The organism is Streptomyces sp. NPDC047079 (genome assembly GCF_040643755.1).
GTDB lineage: Bacteria > Actinomycetota > Actinomycetes > Streptomycetales > Streptomycetaceae > Streptomyces.
In genome coordinates, this window is sequence record NZ_JBEYUZ010000005.1 from 310,392 (window position 1) to 328,799 (window position 18,408).

Annotated in this window: 17 protein-coding genes; 10 read left to right on the forward strand and 7 right to left on the reverse strand. The window is 72.0% G+C overall.

Features of this window, described 5'->3' with window-relative positions:
* Nucleotides 1–129 precede the first annotated feature (129 nt).
* The 3 genes from ABZ823_RS10660 to ABZ823_RS10670 all read left to right on the forward strand — a co-directional run bounded on the left by ABZ823_RS10660 (nt 130) and on the right by ABZ823_RS10670 (nt 2,341).
* Nucleotides 130–756, forward strand: a complete 627-nt coding sequence (locus tag ABZ823_RS10660) for an alpha-ketoglutarate-dependent dioxygenase AlkB (protein WP_361656665.1) — start codon at nt 130–132, stop codon at nt 754–756.
* A gap of 329 nt (nt 757–1,085) precedes the next feature.
* Nucleotides 1,086–1,481, forward strand: a complete 396-nt coding sequence (locus ABZ823_RS10665) for a tyrosinase cofactor (RefSeq protein ID WP_361656667.1) — start codon at nt 1,086–1,088, stop codon at nt 1,479–1,481.
* Nucleotides 1,482–1,516: 35 nt separating this feature from the next.
* Entirely contained in the window at nt 1,517–2,341 is an 825-nt protein-coding gene (locus tag ABZ823_RS10670) for a tyrosinase family protein (RefSeq protein ID WP_361656670.1), read from the forward strand.
* Nucleotides 2,342–2,547: 206 nt separating this feature from the next.
* Here ABZ823_RS10670 and ABZ823_RS10675 read toward each other — a convergent pair whose 3' ends face one another.
* On the reverse strand, nt 2,548–3,237 hold the full coding sequence (locus ABZ823_RS10675) for a ribonuclease H (RefSeq protein ID WP_361656672.1): 690 nt from the start codon (nt 3,235–3,237) through the stop codon (nt 2,548–2,550).
* Between the two features lie 68 nt (nt 3,238–3,305).
* Entirely contained in the window at nt 3,306–4,100 is a 795-nt protein-coding gene (locus tag ABZ823_RS10680; protein ID WP_361656675.1) for a VOC family protein, read from the reverse strand.
* Nucleotides 4,101–4,249: 149 nt separating this feature from the next.
* On the opposite strand from ABZ823_RS10680, the gene ABZ823_RS10685 reads away from it, so the two are divergent.
* Together ABZ823_RS10685 and ABZ823_RS10690 are read left to right on the forward strand one after the other, a co-directional pair.
* Complete coding sequence (locus tag ABZ823_RS10685; RefSeq protein WP_361656678.1) at nt 4,250–5,254, forward strand: zinc-binding alcohol dehydrogenase family protein; 1,005 nt, start codon at nt 4,250–4,252, stop codon at nt 5,252–5,254.
* 130 nt (nt 5,255–5,384) lie between these two features.
* Nucleotides 5,385–6,509 carry a GAF domain-containing SpoIIE family protein phosphatase gene (locus ABZ823_RS10690; protein WP_361656681.1) on the forward strand — a complete coding sequence of 375 codons (1,125 nt, stop codon included), beginning with the start codon at nt 5,385–5,387 and terminating at the stop codon, nt 6,507–6,509.
* A 24-nt stretch (nt 6,510–6,533) separates the two neighbouring features.
* On the opposite strand, the gene ABZ823_RS10695 is transcribed toward ABZ823_RS10690, so the two are convergent.
* Nucleotides 6,534–7,409 carry a Cof-type HAD-IIB family hydrolase gene (locus ABZ823_RS10695; protein ID WP_361656684.1) on the reverse strand — a complete coding sequence of 292 codons (876 nt, stop codon included), beginning with the start codon at nt 7,407–7,409 and terminating at the stop codon, nt 6,534–6,536.
* Between the two features lie 571 nt (nt 7,410–7,980).
* On the opposite strand from ABZ823_RS10695, the gene ABZ823_RS10700 reads away from it, so the two are divergent.
* Nucleotides 7,981–8,400, forward strand: a complete 420-nt coding sequence (locus ABZ823_RS10700; RefSeq protein ID WP_361656687.1) for an STAS domain-containing protein — start codon at nt 7,981–7,983, stop codon at nt 8,398–8,400.
* A 461-nt stretch (nt 8,401–8,861) separates the two neighbouring features.
* Here ABZ823_RS10700 and ABZ823_RS10705 read toward each other — a convergent pair whose 3' ends face one another.
* The 3 genes from ABZ823_RS10705 to dnaK all read right to left on the reverse strand — a co-directional run bounded on the left by ABZ823_RS10705 (nt 8,862) and on the right by dnaK (nt 12,053).
* A complete protein-coding gene (locus ABZ823_RS10705) occupies nt 8,862–9,293 on the reverse strand; it encodes a protease inhibitor (RefSeq protein WP_361656690.1) in 432 nt (143 codons plus the stop codon).
* 325 nt (nt 9,294–9,618) lie between these two features.
* Nucleotides 9,619–10,188, reverse strand: coding sequence for a nucleotide exchange factor GrpE (grpE, locus tag ABZ823_RS10710; RefSeq protein WP_361656692.1), 570 nt, complete (start codon nt 10,186–10,188; stop codon nt 9,619–9,621).
* A 2-nt stretch (nt 10,189–10,190) separates the two neighbouring features.
* Complete coding sequence (gene dnaK, locus ABZ823_RS10715; protein ID WP_361656695.1) at nt 10,191–12,053, reverse strand: molecular chaperone DnaK; 1,863 nt, start codon at nt 12,051–12,053, stop codon at nt 10,191–10,193.
* Between the two features lie 467 nt (nt 12,054–12,520).
* Here dnaK and ABZ823_RS10720 point away from each other — a divergent pair, with 467 nt between their 5' ends.
* Together ABZ823_RS10720 and ABZ823_RS10725 are read left to right on the forward strand one after the other, a co-directional pair.
* Nucleotides 12,521–14,110 carry a cytosine permease gene (locus ABZ823_RS10720; protein WP_361656698.1) on the forward strand — a complete coding sequence of 530 codons (1,590 nt, stop codon included), beginning with the start codon at nt 12,521–12,523 and terminating at the stop codon, nt 14,108–14,110.
* The gene (locus tag ABZ823_RS10725; protein ID WP_361656701.1) at nt 14,110–14,784 is read left to right on the forward strand and encodes a cyclase family protein; all 675 of its coding nucleotides are present in this window, start codon (nt 14,110–14,112) and stop codon (nt 14,782–14,784) included. The genes ABZ823_RS10720 and ABZ823_RS10725 overlap by 1 nt, the downstream gene beginning before the upstream one ends.
* A 128-nt stretch (nt 14,785–14,912) precedes the next feature.
* Here the strand turns inward: ABZ823_RS10725 and ABZ823_RS10730 are convergent, their stop codons facing one another.
* The gene (locus ABZ823_RS10730; protein WP_361656704.1) at nt 14,913–16,115 is read right to left on the reverse strand and encodes a helix-turn-helix domain-containing protein; all 1,203 of its coding nucleotides are present in this window, start codon (nt 16,113–16,115) and stop codon (nt 14,913–14,915) included.
* Nucleotides 16,116–16,230: 115 nt separating this feature from the next.
* Between ABZ823_RS10730 and ABZ823_RS10735 the strand changes: the two genes are divergently transcribed.
* On the forward strand, nt 16,231–17,400 hold the full coding sequence (locus ABZ823_RS10735) for a lactate 2-monooxygenase (protein WP_361656707.1): 1,170 nt from the start codon (nt 16,231–16,233) through the stop codon (nt 17,398–17,400).
* On the forward strand, nt 17,397–18,374 hold the full coding sequence (locus ABZ823_RS10740; protein WP_361656710.1) for an NAD(P)-dependent oxidoreductase: 978 nt from the start codon (nt 17,397–17,399) through the stop codon (nt 18,372–18,374). The genes ABZ823_RS10735 and ABZ823_RS10740 overlap by 4 nt, the downstream gene beginning before the upstream one ends.
* The last annotated feature ends 34 nt before the right edge of the window (nt 18,375–18,408 follow it).

Consider the following 18,408-nt stretch of genomic DNA (forward strand, 5'->3'; position numbering starts at 1 on the left):
TTGATCAGGACGTCACGCGCACCCGCCAGGTTGCTTCGCAGCAAAGCAGTTGACGTACGCCACACCGGCACGCGATGCGGCATAGCAGCGACCAGAACACATTTTCGAATAACGGAGTACGCTACCTCCATGGGCACGCACCTCCAGGGCTCACTGTTCGACCAGACCGACGACCTCCGGCTCGGCCCGCTCGACGAGCTGCAGCGCACCCCGCTCGGCGCCGGGGCATGGATCGACCTCCTCCCGGGATGGCTGAGCGGGGCCGACGCGCTGTTCGAGCAGCTGGCCGCGGAGGTGCCGTGGCGCGCCGAGCGACGGCAGATGTACGACCACACGGTGGACGTGCCGCGGCTCCTCGCCTACTACCACCCCGGCGAGCCACTGCCCCACCCCGTCCTCGAGGAGGCGCGCAACGCCCTGTCCGCGCACTACGCGGACGATCTGGGGGAACCCTTCGTCACGGCCGGGCTGTGCTACTACCGCGACGGCCGCGACAGCGTGGCCTGGCACGGGGACCGGATCGGCCGCGGCGCGCGGGAGAACACCATGGTCGCCATCCTCTCCGTGGGGGCACCCCGCGATCTGGCACTCAGGCCGCGCGGCGGCGGGGAGACCCTGAGGCGCCCGCTCGGGCACGGTGACCTGATCGTCATGGGCGGCAGCTGCCAGCGGACCTGGGAGCACGCGGTACCGAAGAGCACCCGGGCCACCGGACCTCGGATCAGCATCCAGTTCCGGCCGCAGGGAGTGAACTGACCTCGGTTCGCGCCGAAACGCCGTCCGCACCGTCGCGTGACCGAAAGGCAGGCGGTGCGGCAGTTCGCGTCAGATCGCGGACGTGAGCCGCGCCACGAGCGGGGCGCCCGAGGCGAAAGATCCTCTTCCGGAAACTCCCAACGGGGTGGAACTTTCCCGTCCGGTGCACGCACAGCCCTGCCCACAGGAAGATCATCTTCGTTCAATCTTGCAGGAGTTGTGGGCAATTGTCCTGATCGTAGCCAACCCGTCGTCCAAGATTTCCCGGGCCCGGCAGCCGGCGGATAGGCAGGGGGACGTCAACCCCCAGCGACCCAGGAGCACTTCGCATGCCCGAACTCACCCGCCGCCGCGCCCTCGCGGCCGGGGCCGCCATCGCCGCCACGGGCGGTCTCGCGGCACAGGCCCCCTCGGCCCCCGCCGCCACCCCGTCGGACCTCGCGCCGGCCTCCGCCGCCATGGTGGCGGGGCACGATCACGGCGGGCCCGCGCCCTTCGACGAGGTCTACCGGGGCCGCCGAATAGAGGGCCGCCCCACCGCGGGGGGACACCACGGCTCGGGGTACGGCGTGTTCATCGACGGCGTCGAACTGCATGTGATGCGCAACGCGGACGGCAGCTGGATCAGCGTGGTGAGCCACTACGAGCCCGTGCCGAGCCCTCGCGCGGCGGCCCGCGCCGCCGTCGAGGAGCTGCGGGGCGCCCCGCTCGTCCCGTTCAACTGACCCCTCCCGCACAGGACTTCCGGAGCCTTCCGCACATGACCGTACGCAAGAACCAGGCGAACCTCACCGCCGACGAGAAGCGCCGACTCGTCGCCGCGTTCATCCAGCTCAAGCGAAGTGGCCGCTACGACGCCTTCGTCACGACCCACAACGCCTTCATCATGGGCGACACCGACACCGGTGAACGAACGGGCCATCGCTCACCGTCGTTCCTGCCGTGGCACCGCAGATTCCTCGTCGAGTTCGAGCGGGCCCTGCAATCCGTCGACTCCTCGGTCACACTGCCGTACTGGGACTGGACCACCGACCGCACCCCGCGCTCCTCGCTGTGGGCGCCGGACTTCCTCGGAGGCACGGGGCGCAGCCTGGACGGGCGGGTGATGGACGGACCGTTCGCCGCGTTCGCCGGAAACTGGCCCATCACCGTGCGCGTGGACAGCCGCACCTATCTCCGGCGCTCTCTCGGAGGGGGCGGACACGCGTTGCCGACCCGGGCCGAGACCGACTCCGTGCTCGCCCTGTCCACTTACGACACGGCGCCCTGGAACAGCGCCTCGGACGGGTTCCGCAACCACCTCGAAGGGTGGCGGGGCGTCAACCTCCACAATCGCGTGCATGTGTGGGTGGGCGGTCAGATGGCCACCGGCGTCTCCCCCAACGACCCGGTCTTCTGGCTGCACCACGCCTACATCGACAAGCTGTGGGCCCAGTGGCAGCGCCGGCATCCGGCGTCCGGCTATCTGCCGGTGGGCGGTACACCGGACGTCGTCGACCTCGACGAGCCGATGAAGCCCTGGAACGACGTCCGCCCGGCCGATCTGCTGGACTACACGGCGTACTACGCGTTCGACACCGACTGAGGTCGCGGCGGCCGGGACCTCCTGGGCTGGGCTCAGGGCGACGGTGTCCGGGGACCGGCGCCGCCGGTGCGCTCGGCGGCGCTGCACGCAGGAAGCCTCGGGCCGTGTTTCACGCCCGAGTGCCCCGCAGGCAACGTTTGCCCGGCAAGGTGCGGCGAGAGTGCGTGCCGGGCGTCGCGGGGCAGGCGGGGCTCTCGAAAACCGCCCTAGTCCTGGCCGGTCGTGCGGCACTCCGGGTGGCCCCAGCCCTGGGCGTTCTTGGCGATGGGGTCACCGGCCGTGTACGGGCGGCCGCAGACGCAGCGGCCGGGGAACTTGGCCTTGAGGGTGCGGGCGGAGCCGCGCTTTCTCGTGGGCGCGCCACCCGCGCCCGCCCCGGCGGCCGCCGGGGCGGGCGCGGGTGGCGGCTCCGGGGAGCCGTGCTCACTGCCCGCCGGCTGCTGAAGGGTGGCCGCCTGGCTGGCGGCGCGGTCCGCGAAGTCGTTGAGGGGGTCTCCGCCCACCTGGTGCGCGGGGACGTAGCGGAACTCGACGTCACGGCCGTCGAGCAGCGCGTCGATCCGCACGACCAGGTCCTGGTTGGCGACGGGCTTGCCGGCGGCGGTCTTCCAGCCGTTGCGCTTCCAGCCGGGCAGCCAGGTCGTGACGGCCTTCATCGCGTACTGGGAGTCCATCCGGATCTCCAGCGGGACGTCCCGGTCGACGGCGGTCAGCAGACGTTCCAGCGCGGTCAGCTCGGCGACGTTGTTGGTCGCTGTGCCCAGCGGGCCGGCTTCCCAGCGGCCGGGGATCTCGTCCTCGGAGGCGACGACCCAGGCCCATCCGGCAGGCCCCGGATTCCCCTTCGAAGCCCCGTCGCAGGCGGCCACCAATCGTTCAGGCATGCCTCTGATCATGCCACGGCAGGGTGACCGCCCAGGGTCCCGGGTCCGGGCCGGCGCTCCGGCCCGAGCGCGTCCGCCGCCTACACCTCGGTCATGGCCGGCATCTCACCGCGGGTGGTGGTGACGTCGATGACGGAGAAGTTGGCGCCCTGGGGGTCGCTCAGCGCGGCGAACCGGCCGAAGGGACTGTCCATCGGGCCGAACCGCAGGATCCCGCCGTGCCCGGACGCCCGCTGGACGGCCGCGTCGCAGTCCTCGACGGTGAAGTACACGTTGACATAGGGCGGGACCTCCGGCGGGAAGTCGTCTGTCATCTTCATGCGTCCGAGCACGGGCACGCCGTTCAGTTCGAAGATGCGGAAGTCGATCGCCTCGTCCTGGAGCTGCCTGGCCTCGTAGGGGAAGACCGCGGGGAAGAAGGCGTCGGACTTCTCCGGTTCGCGGGTGAAGACCTCGGCCCAGCAGTACGCGCCGGGCACGCCCGTGGCCTCGAAGCCCTCGTGGGTGCCGGCCTGCCAAAGGCCGAAGACGGCGCCGCTCGGGTCGCGGGCCAGGGCCATGGTGCCGAAGTCGCCGACCTGCATCGGCTCCATCAGCACCTCGCCCTGCTGGTCCCGGACCTTCCGTGCCGTGGCGGCGGCGTCCCCCGTCGCGAAGTACAGGCACCAGGCGGACTGGCCCTCCTGCCCAGGCATGGGCGGTACGACCGCGGCGACCGCCTTACCGTCGGCGTACGCCTGGGTGTAGTGGCCGTACTCGGGCGCCGACTCACCGAACGTCCAGCCGAGGACCTCGCCGTAGAAGCGTTTGGCGCCCTCGATGTCGCTGAACATCGCGTCGGCCCAGCAGGGCGTCCCCTCCGGTTGTACCGCCATGGCGTCCGACCTCCCGGTGCGACGGCTCGGTCCCCGCTCCTCACGGTAGCCAGGGCCGGGGCGCGGCGCGCGCCGGCCCGCGCGCCTGCCCGACACTGGAACCGAAGCAGTCGTCAACGGGGCAGTCGTCGGGAGACGGGGGTCGGGCGATGCGCGCATGGGTGGTGGACCGGCCGCGTCCCGTCGAGCGGGAGCCGCTGCGGTTGGTGGAGCGGCCGGTGCCGGTGCCGGGGACCGGCGAATTGCTGGTGCACGTGCGGGCTTGCGGCGTGTGCCGTACGGATCTGCATGTCGCCGAGGGGGACCTGCCCGTGCACCGGCCGGGGGTGACGCCCGGGCACGAGGTGGCGGGCGTGGTGGCCGGGGTGGGCGCGGCGGCGGGTACGTGGGCCGTCGGAGACCGGGTGGGGGTCGCGTGGCTGCGCCGTACGGACGGCACCTGCCGGTACTGCGTGCGAGGATCCGAGAACCTGTGTCCCGGCTCGGAGTACACCGGCTGGGACGCCGACGGCGGATACGCGGAGTACACGACCGTGCCCTCCGCCTTCGCCTACCGGCTGCCGGCCGACGTGGACGACGTGGCGCTGGCTCCGCTGCTGTGCGCGGGCATCATCGGCTACCGGGCGCTGCTGCGGACGTCGCTGCCGCCGGGCGGGCGCCTCGGGCTGTACGGGTTCGGCGGCAGCGCCCATCTGTGCGCTCAGGTCGCGCTGGCACAGGGGGCGAGAGTGCACGTCCTGACCCGTGACGAGGCGTCGCGGCGGCTCGCGCTCGCCCTCGGCTGCGCGTCGGCGGGCGGTGCCTACGACGTGCCGCCGGAGCCGCTGGACGGGGCGATCCTGTTCGCGCCGGCCGGTGAGCTGGTCCCGGTGGCGCTGCGGGCACTGGACCGAGGCGGTGTGCTGGCGGTCGCGGGCATTCATCTGAGCGATGTACCGGTGCTGCGCTACGAGAGCGAGCTGTTCTACGAGAAGGAGGTGCGCAGCGTCACCTCGAACACGCGCGAGAACGGCCGGGAGTTTCTGGACCTCGCGGCCCGTTACGGCGTCCGCGCGACGACGCACCCGTATCCGCTCTCGCAGGCGCAGCGGGCCCTCGGTGATCTGAAGGCGGGGCGCTTCGACGGGGCGGCCGTGCTGGTCAACGATCTCTGAGGGGCGGCGCGGATGCGGGTCCGGCCGCCCAGAGGCCGCTGCAGACCCGCCGCACGGCGTCGAGGAGGCCCTCGAGTCGATCGGCACGACGCTCGACGAGCGGACCACGTGCAAGGAGCTGGCCGCCTATGTGTGCGGCTGGGTGTGCGACGCCGCCGCCGTGGACCTGCTGCCCGAGGACGTCCCGTCGGCGCGGCCCGCCTCGAGGCCCCCGCCCGACCTCGAGCGGGTCGCCAAGGCGGGCCGCACCGACCTGCTCGAGGCGTGGAGCACGAACGGCGCCCGCCCGCTGTCGGTGCGTGCCCTGGACGAGGGGCATCCGATCACCGCGTCGGTGGACCTGTCGGGGCCCCTCCCGCGGCAGGTGATGACCGTGCCGCTGCTGGGGCACGGCCGGCTGTACGGCGTGCTGCTGGCGGTGCGGCAGGGCCCGCCGTTCTCGGACCGGGACACCGCCCTCACGCACTACGCGGCCCGGCTGGCGACCGTGCACCTCGGGCACGCGAGGCATCACGCGGCGGTGCGCGACACGGTGTTCCGCCTCCAGCGGGCGCTGCTGGCAGAGCCGGGGCGGCCCCATCCCAATCTGGACCTGGCCACGTGCTATCTGCCTGCGGGGGGCGGGACCCTGGTGGGCGGCGACTGGTTCGAGACGGTGCGGCTGCACTTCGGGCGGACGCTGCTGGTGATGGGTGATGTGATGGGGCACGGACTGGACGCGGCGGTCGACATGAACGCCTACCGTTCGATGCTGCGCTACATGGCCTCCACGGACCTGCCGCCGCACCGGGTGCTGCGGCGGCTGGACGCCGCCGTCTGCGAGGAGGGCACCCGACGGCCGGCCACCTGCCTGCTCGTCCAGGTGGATCCGGCACGCGGTACGGCGTCGCTGACCAGCGCGGGGCATCTTCCACCTGCGCTGTTCGCCGGCGACGGCACCGCGGAGTTGCTGGACGTGCCGACCGGGCCGCCGCTGGGGACGGGGGTCGGCGGCTATGAGCCGACGACGCGCGCGCTCGCGCCGCAGGACACGCTCCTGCTGTTCACGGACGGTCTCGTGGAGCGCCGCAAGGAGGACATCGATGTGTCGCTGGCCCGGCTGGCCGAGCTGCGGGTGCGGCCCGGGGCCGGCGTGGAGGAACTGCTCTCGGACGTCCTGGACCGTCTGGACGCCCAGCACGCGGAGGACGACGTGGCGGTCCTGGCGGCCCGCATCCGGCGCCGCCCCGAGGTGGGAGGGGCGCTCCCGCAATAGCCCCGCGGTGCCCGCCGCCGGTGCTCAGGGTGTGGGCAGGTGCAGCAGGCGGGCGATCGTGCGCAGGACGCCGTTCTCCGTGTTGGCGGGCGCCAGGTGGCGGGCCCGCCGGATGACGTCCGGGTGGGCGTTGGCCATGGCGAAGGACCACTCGGCGGCGTCGAGCATCTCCAGGTCGTTGAGGTAGTCGCCGAACACCACCGTCTGCGCGGGCGTGATGTCCAAGTCGTGCTGGAGGCGCCGTAGGGCGGCGCCCTTGTTGGCGGTGGCGTTCATGATGTCGACCCAGTGCTCGCCCGAGACGACCACCTGCTGTGTCGCGGTGAACGGCTTCAGGGCGGGGGCGGTGGTCCGCTCCACGGGTCCGAAGTCGAAGAGGGCCACCTTGAGGAACTCGTCGTCGACGGTGCTGAGGTCGTCGACCGTCTCGAGCAGGGCGTAGTACCGCTTGGCCTCGGCCAGGAAGGCGTCGTCGGTCCGCTCGACATAGGCCGACCTCTTCCCGCACAGCACCGCTCCGACGTCCACACCGTCGGCCGCGAGGCGCCGCGTCGCGGCGACGACGCGGCGCGCCACCACCTCGTCCAGCGGGTCGGAGCTGAGTTCGACACCGTCGCGTACGACGTAGGTGCCGTTCTCCGCGACGAAGACCATCCCGTCGCCCGCCCCGTCGAACTGCCGGGCCAGCGTCGCGTACTGACGGCCGCTGGCCGGGCTGAACAGCACGCCCCGTCGGCGCAGTTCGCGGAGGAGCGGCCACAGGCCCTCGGGTATCCGCCCGCTGCCGTCGAGAAGGGTGCCGTCCATGTCGGTGACGACGAGCCGGATGTCGACGGGATCGCTCGGGAGATCGGGGGTGGTCCCGGCGGTGCTGAGGAGGCACGAGGGCGTGGCGGACATGTTCTGCTTTCTGTGGGGCGAAGGTGAGGGCGAGCCGGGCCGGACGGGTGCGGGTACCCGCGTCCGTGTCAGCCGGTCACACGGCCCGGGCGTGGGTCCAGGGCGGGCGCGGCCACGGTCCGGGTTGGGCGCGGGCGCGGGCCCCGGTCGGGACCGCAGACGTTCCGCTCGGTCGGCTCCCGCTCCGGAGCCGTGCTCGGCACGGCGGCCCCGGCGAGCGCTCGGTGGATCTCCATCTCACCTCTTGCGGTCGGATCTCTTGTCGGCGGCGCCATTGCCTCGTCGTGGCCCTCATCGTACGGGCTGGCGTCGGACCTGCGGCGAAGGGCCTGTGGACATGACTCGGGACCGGCGGCGGTGGGCCGAGGGGGCTCGTCCGGGGTCCGTCTCACCGGCTACGCGCAGGTGCCGCTGCTCCCCCCACACCGTGGCGGTGTCAAGACATCAGGACCTTGCTTCACCTGGTCGAGTGAACTCGATCTTGCCAAGGCGGCCTCCGGGGATGTTTTCGCGCTGGGCGGGGTAATTACGCAGATCAAACGCCTACTCCCCTGCCGAGGAGGAGTCATCCATGTCCTCCGAACCGGTGGCGGCGAACCCCTTCGCCCGTAGTTACACCTTCGGCCCGTACACGGTGGTCGAGGTGTCGGGCGAGATCGACTTGGCGACGGCGGGCTCCTTGGCCGAGCACCTGGAGGCGGCCACCGGCCGGCCCGAGCCCGATGTGCTCGTCGACCTGCGGCCGGTCGTCTTCTTCGACTGCTCGGGCCTGCGCGCGCTGTGCCGGGCGGAGGCCAGGGCCCGGGAGCGGGGCGGCCGGCTGCGTCTGGTCTCGGACCGGCCCCGCCTCCACCGGCTGCTGCGCGCCGCGGGCCTGCTCCGACGCTTCCCCGTGCTTCCCACGATTCCCGGCCCCGCGCCGCCGCCGGAAGGGCCGGAGGAGTCCGGAGCGGGACCCTTCCCCGACGGGGAACCCAGCGATACGGGCTGAGGCGCTGAAGCGCCGCCGGGGGCGGGCCGGGCAGCGCCGTACCGGCGGGTGCCCGCACGTTCCGTACCGGCGGGTCGTTCCGTAGGGCGGCCGGCCGCACGTTCGGCAGGCGGGTGCCCGCAGGCCCCGTACCGGCGGGTGCCCGCAGGCCCCGTACCGGCGGGTGCCCGCAGGCCCCGTACCGGCGGGTGCCCGCAGGCCCCGTACCAGCGGGTGCCCGCAGGCGCATCGGCCGCGTGGTACCGCCTCAAGTCCGTGGCACGTCGGCCGTATACGACGTGGACCACCGCCCAGTGGCGGCATCCGTCCCTGGAGAACGCATGATTCCGGGGGCCGGCCGGACGGCCCCACTCCGTCCGACCGGCCCCCGCCGCGAGATCTCACGGTCGCTGCGACAGGGCTCGCACTCCCCAGTTACGAGCCCGCGGTCCACGCTCGCGGCGACCGCGCGATCCCGGTCCTCAGAACGCGAAGAGGGCGTTCCCGTAGGAGCTCTTCACGCACTCGTTGGCGAAGGTGCGCTCGTAGTCGACGCGCTTGCCCTGCCACACCCCTTGCACCGTGACGACCACGGGGTCGTACAACTTGGTACACAGGACACCCTCCCGGGCCCGCAGAGCGCCGGGCTCGCCGCCGACGGCGCGCAGTTCGGCGCAGGCGTCGGCCGCGGCGGGATGGGTTCCGGAGGCCGTCGGCGCACAGGTCAGCGTGACCGCGCGCTGGGGGGTGGCCGTGGCGGTGCTCTGGCCGTGACCCGTCGTCAGGACGAGGGCCGAGGGGGCGTACAAAGAGGCGGGGGCGTTCGGGGCGGCGAGCGCGGACCCGGCTATGGGGCCGCAGACGGCGGTGGCCGCGAGGGTGAGGGTCGCTGCCCAGCGCGCGGTGTTCGGCATTGTGTGCATCCTTCCGCTGGTATCGAAGTGACGTTTCAGCTCCGGTCGTACGTGCGCCGGAGCCGTTCCGTCCGGTGCCGGTTCGGCGTGCGGGAGTCTGCCGAGTCCGCGCCGGAAACTCACATCGACCCCCCGGATTTCGGTAACTTTGAGTATTGAATCAGTGGCGCGAAGTCACGGAGTTCCCGCACACACCCCCTGCAACGGCACGGTTCCCGCTCGTCCGAGGCCCCCCTCTGGCCGGTTTCCCATGGCTCGGCAATCGGCCTGAAACATTCCGTTTACAGATCCCGGTAAGCGCTGTCTTCCGCCCCGTCGCAAACGGCTACGGCCGGCGCCGCAGAGCGGCAGGTCCCCGCGGCGACGGCCGCCCCTCCCGCGGCCCCGCGCGGCCGTCGCCGCCGTGCTCCGTCTCGGCACCCCCACCGGCCACGGTGCCGGCCGCCGGGGGCGGGCCGGTGACGGTGACGCGCGCGGGGCGTAGCAGCCGGTCGCCCACCCGGTACCCGAGGCTGAGAATCCCGGTGCAGGTCAGACGCTCCGCATCCGCGACGACCACGTGTGTCACCGCCTCGTGGCATGCGGGGTCGAACGGTTCGCCCTCCTCGCCGAACGCATTCAGGCCCAGGGAGCCCAACTGGGCCTGAAGGACGTCGGCGACGGCCTGGAGACCGGGAGTCATGGCCTCCTGCCGACGGGCCCCCTCCACGGCGTCGAGTACGGGCAGCAGCGCCCGCAGCACGTTCTCCGCCGCGATCTCACGCACCGCCATGCGGTCGCGCCGCACCTGCTTGCGGTAGTTGTCGTACTCGGCCTTCACCCGCTGCAGGTCGGCGGTGCGCTCGTCCAGCAGACGTCGCAGCTCCGCGCTCCGCGGCTGGATCCGGTCGTCCATGGTCAGCCCGTCCGTGAAGTGTCGTCGTCGTCCACGATCTCGGCATCCACGACGTCGTCGCCATCCTTGGCGCCGCCGCCGGCCGCGCCCTGCTCCGCCGCCGTGCCGCCCTCGGTCCGCGCCCGGTCGTACAGGGCGGTGCCGATCTTCTGGGCCGCGGCAGCCGCCTTGTCCAGGGCCCGGCGGATCTCCGCCGTGTCCTCCCCCTTCAGCGTCTCCTTCAGTTCGGCCAGGGCGCCCTCCGTCTCGCTCCGCGCGTCCCCGGGGATCTTGTCCTCGTTGTCCTTGATGAGCTTCTCGGTCTGGTAGACGAGCTGCTCGGCCTGGTTGCGGGTCTCGGCGGCCTCGCGCCGCCTGCGGTCCTCCTCGGCGTGCTGCTCCGCCTCGCGGACCATGCGGTCGATGTCGTCCTTCGGCAGCGCGGAGCCACCGGTGACGGTCATCTTCTGCTCCTTGCCGGTGCCGAGGTCCTTCGCCATGACGTGCATGATGCCGTTGGCGTCGATGTCGAAGGTCACCTCGATCTGCGGGACGCCACGCGGCGCCGGCGGCAGACCGGTCAGCTCGAACATGCCGAGCTTCTTGTTGTACGCCGCGATCTCGCGCTCGCCCTGGTAGACCTGGATCTGCACCGACGGCTGGTTGTCCTCGGCCGTGGTGAAGACCTCCGAACGCTTCGTCGGGATCGTGGTGTTGCGCTCGATCAGCTTGGTCATGATGCCGCCCTTGGTCTCGATACCGAGCGACAGCGGCGTGACATCGAGCAGCAGAACGTCCTTGACCTCACCCTTGAGGACACCGGCCTGGAGCGAGGCGCCCACGGCCACGACCTCATCGGGGTTGACGCCCTTGTGCGGCTCCTTGCCGGTCAGTTCCCTGACCAGGTCCGTCACCGCGGGCATCCGGGTCGAGCCGCCCACGAGGATCACATGGTCGATGTCGGACACCTTGATCCCGGCATCCTTGATCGCCTGATGGAACGGCGTCTTGCAGCGGTCCAGCAGGTCGGCCGTCAGCTGCTGGAACTGTGCGCGTGTCAGCTTCTCGTCCAGGTGCAGCGGCCCCTCCGACGAGGCCGTGACATAGGGCAGGTTGATGGTGGTCTCGGAGGAACTGGACAGCTCGATCTTCGCCTTCTCCGCGGCCTCCCGCAGCCGCTGCACGGCCATCTTGTCCTGGGACAGGTCGATGCCGTAGCCGTTCTTGAACTGCTTGACCAGGTGGTCGACGATCCGCTGGTCCCAGTCGTCCCCGCCGAGGTGGGTGTCACCGTTGGTGGCCTTGACCTCGATGACTCCCTCACCCATCTCCAGGAGCGACACGTCGAAGGTGCCGCCGCCGAGGTCGAAGACGAGGACGGTCTGGTCGTTCTCCTTGTCGAGTCCGTACGCCAGTGCCGCCGCCGTCGGCTCGTTGATGATCCGCAGGACGTTGAGACCGGCGATCTCCCCGGCCTCCTTGGTGGCCTGCCGCTGGGCGTCGTCGAAGTACGCGGGCACGGTGATCACGGCGTCGGTGACGTCCTCGCCCAGGTACGCCTCCGCGTCCCGCTTCAGCTTCTGAAGCACCCGCGCGGAGATCTCCTGTGCGGTGTACTTCTTGCCGTCGATGGTGCCGCTCTCCGGGAAGCGCCACGCCTGTTCGCCCATGTGGCGTTTGACGGAGCGCGCGGTGCGCTCGACGTTGGTCACCGCCTGCCGCTTGGCGACCTCGCCGACGAGCACCTCGCCGTTCTTGGCGAAGGCCACGACCGACGGCGTGGTCCGGGCGCCCTCCGTGTTGGTGATGACGGTGGGCTCGCCGCCCTCCAGGACCGAGACCACCGAGTTTGTGGTGCCGAGGTCGATACCGACCGGACGTGCCATGGGGGTGCTCCCTCCTCGTCGCCCCTCGTTGTCGTTCTCGTCAGATGCCGCGTCCTGCGGGGACCGGGCTCGGGGCCGTGCACCGACGGCGGTCGTGGAGCGCCCGGGGACACCCCTTCCAGACTGCGGTTTTGTCCTGAGTTCCCTACCAGCCTGAATAAAACTTGAGTGCCCTCTTGTCAAGGCGATGCCCTGGAGGGCCAGCGGCTCTTTCATCGTCCGCTTCGATCGGGCGGACGGCGATCCGAGACGTCTCACCGAGATGGGGAGGTGGAGGAAACGTCCATGCGGTGCAGCCAAGTTGGATGAATTGTCCTCTGGTGCGGGGCTCGCGGGGCGCCTTAGCGTCGGCGCACCCCTTACGGACGGTCCCGTCCGGCCCCCGCGCACCCCTGCGGCGGCCCGGTGCCGTCCGGCCCGCCGCGCCATGAACGCGCTCCACCGCCCGTCCCCCGCTGGAGCTCCCGTTGCCCGAGAACCCCGACTCCTCCCCCGCCGCCGCACCCCCGTCCCTCACCGAGGTCGAGACCTACGGCGTCGAGCGCATCCCCGACGCGGACCGCACCGCGACTCCGCTCGATCTGTTCCGGGTCGCCTTCGGTGGCGCCAACACCTTCTCCACCTGTGTCCTCGGCGCCTTCCCGATCCTGTTCGGCCTCTCCTTCTGGCAGGGGCTCGCGGCGACGGTCCTCGGAGTGGTCGCGGGCGCGCTGATCCTGTGCCCGATGGCGGTGTTCGGCCCCGTCAACGGCACGAACAACGCGGTCGCCTCCTCCGCGCACCTCGGTGTGCACGGCCGTGTGGTCGGCTCGTTCCTCTCCCTGCTCACGGCCATCGCCTTCTTCTCCATCTCGGTGTGGAGTTCGGGAGACGCCCTGGTCGGCGGCGCGCACCGGCTCTTCGGCCTGGGGCGCGGCAACCTGTCGTACGTCGTCGCCTACGCGCTCTTCGCGGGCCTGGTGCTCGCCGTGTGCGTATACGGCTTCCGGTTCATGCTGTTCATCAACAAGATCGCGGTGACCTCGGCGACCGTGCTGTTCCTGCTCGGGGCGGTCGCCTTCGCCGGGGACTTCGACGCGTCGTACGCCGGTGTCTTCACGGCCTCGGCGGACCCTGCGACCAAGGCGCTGTTCTGGCCGTCGTTCATCGGCGCGGCGCTGATCGTGCTGTCGAACCCCGTGTCGTTCGGCGCGTTCCTCGGTGACTGGTCGCGTTACATCCCGGCCGGCACTCCGCGCCGCAAGGTGGTGGGCGCCGCCTTCCTGTCCCAGATCGCGACGCTGCTGCCGTTCGTGTTCGGCCTGGCCACCGCGAGCATCATCGCCCAGCAGGCGCCCAAGTACGTCGACCCGGCGGCCCCGGACTTCGTCGGCGGTCTGCTCGCGATCTCGCCGACCTGGTTCTTCCTGCCGGTGTGTCTGCTCGCGCTGATCGGCGGGATGTCGACGGGGACGACCTCGCTGTACGGGACCGGGCTGGACTTCTCGTCGGTGTTCCCCCGGCTGTCGCGGGTGCAGGCGACGCTGGTGGTCGGCGTCCTGTCGATCGCCTTCATCTTCATCGGCCGGTTCGGCCTGAACCTGGTCCAGTCGATCTCGACCTTCGCGACGATGATCATCACCTGTACCACTCCGTGGATGGTCGTGATGATGCTCGGCTTCTACACCCGGCGCGGCTGGTACGACCCGGACGCGCTCCAGGTGTTCAACCGCCGCCAGCGCGGCGGCCGCTACTGGTTCGCGCACGGCTGGAACTGGCGGGGCATGACCGCCTGGTGGGTCTCCGCGGTGATCGGCGTGCTGTTCACCAACATTCCCGGGCAGTTCGTCGGCCCGCTGGGTGACCTGGCGAACGGTGTCGACATCAGCCTGCCGCTGTCGCTGGCCGTCGCGGCGGTCCTCTTCCTCGCCCTGCTGCGGCTCTTCCCCGAGCCCCGGGCCGTGTACGGGCCCGAGGGCGCGCGGCTGGCCCGCACGGTCGAGGCGCCGGTCCCGCCGATCTCCGGGCCGGGGGCCGGACAGGAGACGGCTCCGGCGCTCGCGGTCGAGGGGAGCTGATGGAGTCCTGGCTCGATCTTTCGGTGCCCGTGGTCAGCGGGATGCCCGTGTATCCCGGTGACCCGCAGGTCGAGGTGGAACAGGCGCTGCGGGTGGCCACGGACGGGGTCAACGTCCTGGCGCTGCACCTGGGCTCGCAGTCCGGGACACACGTCGACGCGCCTTACCACGTGGACTCGGCCTGGCCCGCGCTGGACGCGCTGCCGCCGGAGCGGTTCGCGGGCCCGGCGGTGGTGGCGGACGTGCGGGGGCTGCCGGCCCGTAGCCCCATCACTCCCGAGCTCCTCGGGCCCGCGCTCAACCTGCTGCGGCTTCAGCCGGGCGGGATCCTGCTGCTGGCCACCGGCTGGTCGGCGCACTGGGGCACCGACGCCTGTCTCGCCCATCCCTGGGTGACTTCGGAGGCGATGCGGGCGGTGGTCGACGCGGGCGTCCGCACGGTCGGCGTGGACGCGCTGAGCGTGGATCCGACCGGCGACCCGGATCTGCCCGCCCACCGTGTGCTGTGCGGCGCCGGCGGTGTGATCGCCGAGAACCTCACCGGGCTCGACCGGCTCCTCGCCGCCCAGCGGGAGGGCCGCCCGGTGGAGGTGTTCCTGTTCCCGCTGCACCTGCCGGGTGCGGACGGCGCCCCGGTCCGGGCCATGGCCCGCGTGGGCGGACGCGCGGGGTAGGGCGGCAGCCCCAGCCGGACGCCCCGCCGCACCGGCCGTTCGCGCCGGATGCCCGGCGGGCAGGGGCGCCCGACGCGCGACGCGCAGGGTCGAACACCCTGACACCGCCGGGACGTCGTCCGCCCGCCTCAGACCCCGATCGTGCGGGCGACATCCAGGGTCAGACGCTGCCATGGGTCCCGGGGGTCACGTGAGGTCAGGGCGTGGATCCGGCGCAGACGGTAGCGCAGCGACTGCGGGTGCAGATGGAGCGCGCGGGCGGCCGCGGTGGCCGAACCCGCGTCGATGTACGCGGTCAGGGCCTGGAGCAGATGGCGCCGGCCGGGCTCGGTCAGCGGGCCCAGGACGAGATGGGCGATGTGATCGGGGGCGGCGGCCGGGTGCCCGGTGAGCAGGGCGAGGACATGGGCGTCGGCGTCCGTGAGGAGGCGGCCGGAACGGTGGGCGTGGGCGGGCGCCGTGTCCAGCGCGTCGGCGGCGAGCCGGTGGGCCACGGCGACCCGGTCCAGGTCCTCCCCGGTGATCGCGCAGGCCCGCCAGGCCCGCTCGTCGAGGGCGGGCGGCGCCCGGTGGACCGCCGTCGCGGGCAGCAGAAGAACGGCCCGGGAGCCACGGACCGTCGACAGTGCCGAGGGTGACGTTCCGCCGTCGCCGAGCGCCGCGAGCAGTCCCGCGGCCGCCTCGTACGACATGTCGGCGCCACCCTCGGTCGTCGGCTCGGCCACCAGCAGGCAGTAGGGGTCGGGGAGGCGCACGCCCAGCCGGGCCGAGCGGGCCGTCAACGCTCCCGCGGAGGCGTGCCGGCCCGCGATCAGGTCGTCGAGCAGCAGCCGCAGTGCCCGGTCGCGGTCCCCGGCGAGGTCCTCGGAGGTGGCCGCGTAGGCCGTGGCCATCTCCTCCGACAGCGTGTCCAGGGCCGTCAGCAGCACCCGGGCGAGCGCGAGGCCGTCCCCCGCGGTGAGGTCCGCGGCCCGGGCGGCCACCTCGTCGGTGAGCACGGTCGCCGCCACCCGGTAGGCGCGCAGCACCGCCTGCACGGGCCTGCCGTCGGCCGCGCGGGCCGCCGCGATGCCACGGAGCCGGCGCAGGTCGGAGGGTTCCAGCGTGCCGTCGGCGGCCCACAGGTGCAGCATCCGGTCCACTCCCCAGGCGGCGATGGCCCGCACCTCCGGCAGTCTGCTGTCGTCGAGCGCGGCGTACACCGGCACCTGGGCATGGACGGCGGCGACGACCTTCTCCAGGACCCGCCGGTCGGCGAGGATCTCGTCCCGCACCCGGCTCCGGTTCATCAGGGACTGCGACAGGGACTGCGACAGGGGCTGCTTTGTCACAGTGTGATGATGGCAGCCGCGCGTTGTGCGCACCACAGTGGACGGGCCTTGTCACGTTCGTAAAGCATCGTCGGCATACCACGCGGTCTCAGGGACGAGAGGCGGGACGCACGGGATGGCGAAACACTGGGCGGACTTCCAGTACGAGATCTATCTGAACGGCATGACGGGCGCCGTGCCGCGGCTGCCCACCGATCTGACCCGGCTGGAGGAGCTCACCGAACAGCGGCTCGGGCCGGGGCCGGTCGGCTATGTGGCGGGCAGCGCGGGCAACGGCAGTACCGCCCGGGCCAACCGGGCCGCGATGGAGCGCGTCCGGATCGTGCCGCGCATGCTGCGCGACGTGCACGAGCGGGACCTGTCCGTCGAGGTGCTGGGGCGGCAGCTGGCGGCGCCACTGGCCCTGGCTCCGGTGGGCGTGTTGTCGATCATGCATCCGGACGCGGAACCGGCGGCGGCGCGGGCGGCCGCCTCGCAGGGTGTGCCGTTCGTCCTGTCCTCGGCCTCCAGCACGCCGATGGAGCAGGTGGCGCAGGCCTCCGGGGACGGCGAGCGATGGTTCCAGCTGTACTGGCCCAGGGACCGTGAGGTCAGCCGCAGTTTTCTGGGCCGGGCGAAGGCGGCCGGGTTCACGGCCCTGTTCGTCACGCTCGACACGCCGTTGCTGGCTTGGCGGCCCCGGGACCTGGACCAGGCCTATCTGCCGTTCCTGCACGGGGTGGGCACCGCCAACTACTTCACCGACCCGGCCTTCCAGGCCGGTCTGGCGAAGCCGGTGCACGAGGATCCCAACGCCGCTGTGCTGCACTTCGTGGGCATGTTCGCGGACCCCGGCAAGACCTGGCCGGACCTGGCGTTCCTGCGGGAGAACTGGGACGGGCCCATCGTGCTGAAGGGCGTCCTGCACCCGGACGACGCCCGCCGGGCCCTCGACGCGGGGATGGACGGCGTGGTCGTCTCCAACCACGGGGGCCGGCAGGTGGCGGGGTCCGTCGCGGCCGCCGACGCGCTGCCGCGGGTGGTGGAGGCGGTCGGTGACCGGCTCACCGTGCTCTTCGACAGTGGGATCCGCACCGGAGACGACGTCTTCAAGGCCCTCGCGCTCGGCGCGCGCGCTGTGCTCGTGGGACGGCCCTACGTCTACGGCCTCGGGCTCGACGGGCAGTCGGGCGTCGAGCACGTCATCCGCTGTCTGCTCGCCGAGTTCGACCTCACCCTCGCACTGTCCGGACACGCCCGTCCCGCGACCCTCGGTGCCGCCGACCTGCACCTGGAGACCTCATGACCGACATCAAGAACGTGCTGGCCGTCATCTCGCCCCACGTCGGCGGGCGCACGGCGGGCTCCGCGCTGTCCACCGTCTTCCCCGGGCAGGCGAACATCACCGTGGTGGAGCGGACCGACGAGGACCGGGCGGCACTGCGCGCGGCGCACGTCATCGTCACGGGCCTCGCCCCGGTCACCGCCGAACACATCACGGCGGCACCTCGGCTGGAACTCGTCCAGTGCGCGAGCCATGGCTTCGACTACGTCGACCTGAACGCGGCCCGCGCCCGGGACGTTCCCGTGTGCAACATCGGCTCCAGCGGCGCCGAGAAGCAGAACGTGGCCGAGCAGACCTTCGCGCTCATGCTCGCGCTGGCCAAGCAGCTGGTGCCGGCGCACACGGCGCTCGTCGACGCCGACTGGGCGCTGCCCCGGTTGCAGCAGTCCATCACCGAGCTGTCCGGCAAGACCCTCGGCATCGTCGGACTCGGCCATATCGGCGAGGAGGTCGCGCGGCGCGCGGTCGCCTTCGACATGACGATCCTGTACGCGGGTCCCGCCCGCGTGGACGCGGAGACGGAGGCACGTCTCGGCGGTGCGCGCCATGTGCCCCTCGACGAACTGCTGCGCACGTCCGACTATGTGACGCTGCACGCGCCGCTCACGGAGGCGACGAGGCACCTGCTCGACGCCGACCGCCTGGCCCTGATGAAACCGACCGCGTACGTGATCAACACGGCCCGGGGTGCCCTGATCGACCAGGACGCCCTGGCGGACGCGCTGGCACGGGGCACGCTTGCGGGGGCGGGCCTGGACGTCTTCGACCCCGAACCCCCCACCGCGGCCCTCAGGGTGCTCAAGGCACCGAACGTGGTGCTGTCCCCGCACGTCGCCGGGGTCACCCGAGAGACACTGGTGCGGATCGCACTGGCAGCCGTGCGGAACGCCGCTGACTTCCTGGCCGGGAAGGAGCCACGGGACATCGTCTCCTGACGGCACCTCAAGGGCGGCCCGAGAGGGGCCGCCG